This window comes from Thiorhodococcus drewsii AZ1 (genome assembly GCF_000224065.1).
Taxonomy (GTDB): Bacteria; Pseudomonadota; Gammaproteobacteria; order Chromatiales; family Chromatiaceae; genus Imhoffiella; species Imhoffiella drewsii.
In genome coordinates this window covers 1-4,804 of sequence record NZ_AFWT01000081.1, presented here as the reverse complement: position 1 = coordinate 4,804, position 4,804 = coordinate 1, and the positions used below count along the sequence as shown (strand labels likewise).

Annotated in this window: 5 protein-coding genes and 2 pseudogenes; all 7 read left to right on the top strand. The window is 63.0% G+C overall.

Annotated features, from left to right (window positions below):
- Positions 1-110 precede the first annotated feature (110 nt).
- A pseudogene (locus THIDRDRAFT_RS22815) lies at positions 111-1,176 on the top strand (IS3 family transposase).
- 194 nt (positions 1,177-1,370) lie between these two features.
- A complete protein-coding gene (locus THIDRDRAFT_RS22810; protein ID WP_007043298.1) occupies positions 1,371-1,769 on the top strand; it encodes a hypothetical protein in 399 nt (132 codons plus the stop codon).
- On the top strand, positions 1,769-2,095 hold the full coding sequence (locus THIDRDRAFT_RS22805; RefSeq protein WP_007043297.1) for a hypothetical protein: 327 nt from the start codon (positions 1,769-1,771) through the stop codon (positions 2,093-2,095). Before THIDRDRAFT_RS22810 ends, THIDRDRAFT_RS22805 begins: the two co-directional genes overlap by 1 nt.
- On the top strand, positions 2,095-2,712 hold the full coding sequence (locus tag THIDRDRAFT_RS22800) for a DUF4417 domain-containing protein (RefSeq protein WP_007043296.1): 618 nt from the start codon (positions 2,095-2,097) through the stop codon (positions 2,710-2,712). Before THIDRDRAFT_RS22805 ends, THIDRDRAFT_RS22800 begins: the two co-directional genes overlap by 1 nt.
- Positions 2,713-2,843: 131 nt before the next feature.
- On the top strand, positions 2,844-3,785 hold the full coding sequence (locus tag THIDRDRAFT_RS26315; RefSeq protein ID WP_159105444.1) for a tetratricopeptide repeat protein: 942 nt from the start codon (positions 2,844-2,846) through the stop codon (positions 3,783-3,785).
- A 28-nt stretch (positions 3,786-3,813) separates the two neighbouring features.
- Positions 3,814-4,236, top strand: coding sequence for a tetratricopeptide repeat protein (locus THIDRDRAFT_RS22790; protein ID WP_007043294.1), 423 nt, complete (start codon positions 3,814-3,816; stop codon positions 4,234-4,236).
- A 151-nt stretch (positions 4,237-4,387) separates the two neighbouring features.
- Positions 4,388-4,804 (top strand): annotated as a pseudogene (locus THIDRDRAFT_RS22785) (transposase); the annotation flags it as partial.

Sequence of the window (4,804 nt, the reverse complement as noted above, 5' to 3'; positions counted from 1 at the left end):
ATTCGGCAGCTGGAGCGGGAGTTACAGCGCAAGGAGTCGGCGCTGGCGGAGACGGCGGCCCTGCTGGTGCTGTCAAAAAAGCGACAGACGATCTGGGGGGTAGAGGCGTGATGGTCAGTGCCTCAGATCGCCGTCGAGCCGTGGAGCTGATCGAACAGGCCCAACAGGTGGGGGCACGCTTGGCGCCGACCTGTGAGGTCTTGGGTCTGAGTGTGCGCACGGTTCAACGCTGGACATGCGAGGGCGGGGTACGCGAAGACCAACGCCCGACGGCTGTTCGTCCCAAACCAGCCAATGCGCTCAGCCCCGAGGAAGAGCAGGCGATTCTGGAGGCCTGTCATCGCCCGGAATTCGCCCCTCTGCCGCCGGAGCAGATCGTGGTGCGTCTGCTCGATGAGGAGCAGTGCTATCTGGGCTCAGTCTCCAGCTTTTACCGTGTGCTGCGCCGTCACGGGGAACTGACCCATCGCGGGCGTGCCAAGGCCCCGCGTCGTGCGCTACGGCCCACGACCTACCAGAGCACCGGCCCCAATCAGGTCTGGTCCTGGGATTGCACCTGGTTGCCCGGACCGGTCAAGGGACTGTTTTTCTACCTGGTCATGATCGTCGATATCTACAGCCGCAAGGTTGTCGGCTGGGAGGTCTTTCACAGTGAGCCGGCCCACCACGCGCGCCTGGTCATCGAACGGGCGGTGCTCGCCGAGCGCCTCATCGATCAGCCCCTGGTGCTGCACGCCGATAACGGCAGCGCCTTCAAAGGGGCCATACTGCTGGAGAAGCTCCATGAACTCAACATCACCCCCTCCTATAGCCGCCCGCGCGTCTCTAACGACAATGCCTACTCCGAGGCGCTGTTTCGCACCTGCAAGTACGTCCCGGACTATCCCGTCGACGGCTTCGCGAGCTTGGAGGATGCCCAGCGATGGGTTCATCGCTTTGTCGGCGGCTACAACACCGAGCATCGACACAGTGCCATCCGCTTCGTCACCCCCGACGCAACGCCATCGTGGGGAGGATCCCCAGATCCTCGCTCAGCGCCACGCCCTCAACCAGGTCGCACGCGACCAACACCCCGAGCGCTGGAGTGGGCCAACGCGCAACTGGACGCCGATTACGGTCGTCTCCCTCAACCCGGAGCGCGATCTGGAACACACCCCGTTAGATCACGCGGTGTGACAACGATGCAGGCGACAACTACCTTGACAATTACCGCAGAATCGACATAAGAAGATCATGAATGACGTGGGCTTCGGGTGGGGCGATCTCGCGACCGGGCAGATCGTCCAGCTACGCCGTCGGGCGCTCGTCTTGGATCAGCCGGTTCGCTCCTGGGATGAGCTGGCCGCGTTCGCTAGCCGGAGGGTCGCGTGATGGACGCCGACGACGCTCCTTTGGAATGGTTCGGCGTGTTTCACGATTACATGGAGGGTCTCGGCTATTCCGAGCGCTCCCGCGAGCAGCTCGGCGCCGGTATCAAGCGTTGGGTGACCGGTCGGCCGTATCTTTTCCACGATGATCCTCGATACAGGCGCGTCGAGGTGAAGGTGTTGCGCCAAGTTTTCGGCGTCGAAGTCGAGCGTTCGGCCGAACTCGATGACCTGGCCCAATTTGCCAGTGTCCTGCATGTCGATGTCGATGAACTCTTGGCCTTCCGGCATTGGTTCCATACGCATGCGGCGCCGGTCTATCGCAAGATCCGCGAGGCCATGCAATCGCCTGTGTGTTCCTGGGACGAGTTGGCGTCAAGAACCAAGGGGAGGGGCCATTGATGGGCGGGCGAGGGAAGGGCTATGGCGGTTCGATCGGTTCTGGTGAACGAGGCGAGTTCGTCGCCTCGGCTCAGATCTCCTACAACCCCGACCGCACCGCGCGGCCGTACTCCATCGCCGGGGCCTGGGATGCCTCGGCCGAGGGTCGGGCGCCCTGGGCCGTCGATGCTCGCGGACGTCCTCGGACCTTCGCGACCGAGCGCGCTGCTTCCGATTTCGTGAGGCGCAATGCCTCCGGTCCAGTCAAGATCGAGCACTTCAGCAAGGACGGCCAGCACTATCCGACCGGCGCCGATGGTCGTGCCAAACTCCGGCCGGGTTCCTGATGGCTCGCATCTCCTCCGTTCCTTGGTCGTCCGACTGGATCGCGGATAGTTGGGCGCCGATTCCGCCGGATCTTCAGTGGGCTCGATGGGGCTCAGGCCAGCCAGGGCAGGGCGTCCATGGTTTCGTCGAGGACTGGCGGCTCGAATCGTTGGCCAGGGGTTCCTTCGGCGGTCTCGGTCGTGCTCGCACCTGGGCTACCGAGCCCGATTTCTCCGTTACGGCTGGCATGCCGCGTCAGGTCCAGGAATGGCAGGTGTACCGCGCTCGCTACTGCGGTGATCTCTTGCGTAAACTGGGCCTAGAGGTGCTTCCGGTCCTGACCTGGACCGGGTTGGATCCGATCGCCTGGACTGCCTGGGGCGTCAGACCTGGGAGCGCGATCGCCGTTCGTGGGCCTGGTCGCGATTCTGAGGAGCAAGACGGCTGGAAGCGCGGCTATCTCCAGGTTCTGGAGGCCATCGCGCCGTCTCGGGTTCTCGTTTTCGGCCTGGCTTCGAGGGTCGTCGGCTGTCTCGACAGTACCGGCGTCGCTTGGGTTCAGGTTCCGCTGCGTCGGGCGGTTTCGCGTTCGGCTTGCGCGTTTTCTTCCACTTTAGAGGTCGGCGCCTCGGCCTGAGATCCTCGCGAACGTCACTGCCCGGAAAATCTTCGAGTCCAGACGTCTCGACGTCATCGCCTCGGTCTGCTTACCATGTCGATCATCGACGCATCGTTTCCAGGGACATTCAAATGGATGGTTTGTTGGGCATGGCCCAAAGTGCTTGGGAGTGGCTGGGCCGCAACAAGGAATGGCTGTTTTCCGGATTGGGTCTTTCGATGATGGTGATGATCGGGACCTATGCATGGCGCTTTTTCCATGACCGGGCCGAAGCACCACAGTCTGGCGACAAGGACCACCAGGGAGCTACGCACATCACCCAGAGCGGATTCTCGGCCGAGGGGGATATGGTCGTGGCGGGCCGGGACATCACGGGTCCGGTTCAGATCCAGAAGGGCTATAGTCCGCAGGACTTGCACGCCATCTTCAAGGATCATCACGCGCTCAGCGAGCGCCTGGGTGTTACCGAGGAAAACATCCGAACCTTCTTCCGGATCCTCGAACAGGGCGAGGTTCCCCGGGAGCAATGGCCGCAGCGCCTGCTCGACATCGCCAATCGTCACAATGAGGCCCTGCACCGGTTAGCGGCGCTCCGTACCCAAGACCCGCAATCCCAGGTATGGCTCGATCAGGCCCGAGCGGCCATTGAGGCGGGCGACTACGCGCGCGCCGAGCGCCTGCTGGATCAGGCCGAACAGAGCGAGCTGTCCGGCCTGCAGGATGCCGAGCGCCTGCTGCAACAGGCCAAGGAAGCCGTCGTCAAGCGGCGAGGCTCGGCGGCGGCGCTACGCGCGGAAAAGGCCGCGCTCTTCGCCATTCAGCTGCGCTACCTCGATGCGGCGGCCGCGCTGGCCAGCGCGGCGGAACTGGTCGCGGAAACCGACCCCGATCAGCGTCTAGCCTACTTGGATCAGCAGGCCGACATGCTCCAGACAGAAGGCGACGAGCATGGCAATAACGCTGCCCTTAAGCAGGCCATTGTGCTCTATCAAGGGGCTCTATTGCCTGCACGTCCGAGAGCGCGCGTGCCGCTCGCCTGGGCGGGACCCAGAACAACCTCGGCACTGCGCTCGGAGACTGGGCGAGCGTGAGTCGGGCACGGCACGCCTGGAGGAGGCGGTGGCGGCCTACCGTGCGGCGCTCGAGGAGCAGACCCGTGAGCGCGTGCCGCTCGCCTGGGCGATGACCCAGACCAACCTCGGCAGCGCGTTCGTGAGGCTGGGCGCGCGCGAGTCGGGCACGGTACGCCTGGAGGAGGCGGTGGCGGCCTACCGCGCGGCGCTCGAGGAATACACCCGTGAGCGCGTGCCGCTCGACTGGGCGACGACCCAGAACAACCTCGGTAGTGCGCTCTGGAGACTGGGCGAGCGCGATCCGAACGCGGGAGCGAATTATCTGCAGGAAGCTCGTGACAGCTTCCAACACGCATGGGCGGTCTATCAAGACGCTGGGATGTCTCAATACGATAGCTATTTCCAACAACAACTGGACAACATCGAAACGCTGATACTGAGCCAATCGGATGAAAGAGCAGAACGATGAAGCTAGTGCTCAAGATCGCTGCGGGTGTCGTTTTGGCCTTTGTCATTCTATGGGCTGCGAATGTTGGGGTCGTAGTCGCGCTCATTAAAGTGGACCCTAAAAATCGGACAGTCATTTAAGTTGTCAGGCCGGCACGAAAGGGTTGATCACAATGGGTGAAGCAAAGCGCAAAACCTACGCCGCCGCGTTCAAAGCCAAAGTGGCCTTGGAGGCCATCCGTGGGGTGAAAACCGTCAACGAGATTGGCCAGGAGCACGGTGTGCACCCGGTTCAAGTTGGGCAATGGAAGAAGGAGATCTTGGAGCACGCCGGCACGCTGTTCGAGACCAAACGGGGGCGCAAACCTGCGGATGATCAGAGTGCGCCGGAGCGCCTCTACAGCGAGATCGGGCGCCTGAAGATGGAACTGGACTGGTTGAAAAAAAAGTCCGGGTTGAGCCTGTGAGCACCCGTCGCGGATGGATCGAGCGTGCGGGTGAGGTGGCGGTGATCCGCCAATGTGCCTTGGCCGGTGTCGCGCGCTCCGGGGTCTATACCCGCTCAACAAAGGAGGTCGTCAGCGAGTTCG

Excerpts from the sequence above, each read along its gene's own strand:
- THIDRDRAFT_RS22810 (WP_007043298.1), top strand. The coding sequence starts at position 1,371 with ATGGACGCCGACGACGCTCCTTTGGAATGGTTCGGCGTGTTTCACGAT.
- THIDRDRAFT_RS22805 (WP_007043297.1), top strand. The coding sequence starts at position 1,769 with ATGGGCGGGCGAGGGAAGGGCTATGGCGGTTCGATCGGTTCTGGTGAA.
- THIDRDRAFT_RS22800 (WP_007043296.1), top strand. The coding sequence starts at position 2,095 with ATGGCTCGCATCTCCTCCGTTCCTTGGTCGTCCGACTGGATCGCGGAT.
- THIDRDRAFT_RS26315 (WP_159105444.1), top strand. The coding sequence starts at position 2,844 with ATGGCCCAAAGTGCTTGGGAGTGGCTGGGCCGCAACAAGGAATGGCTG.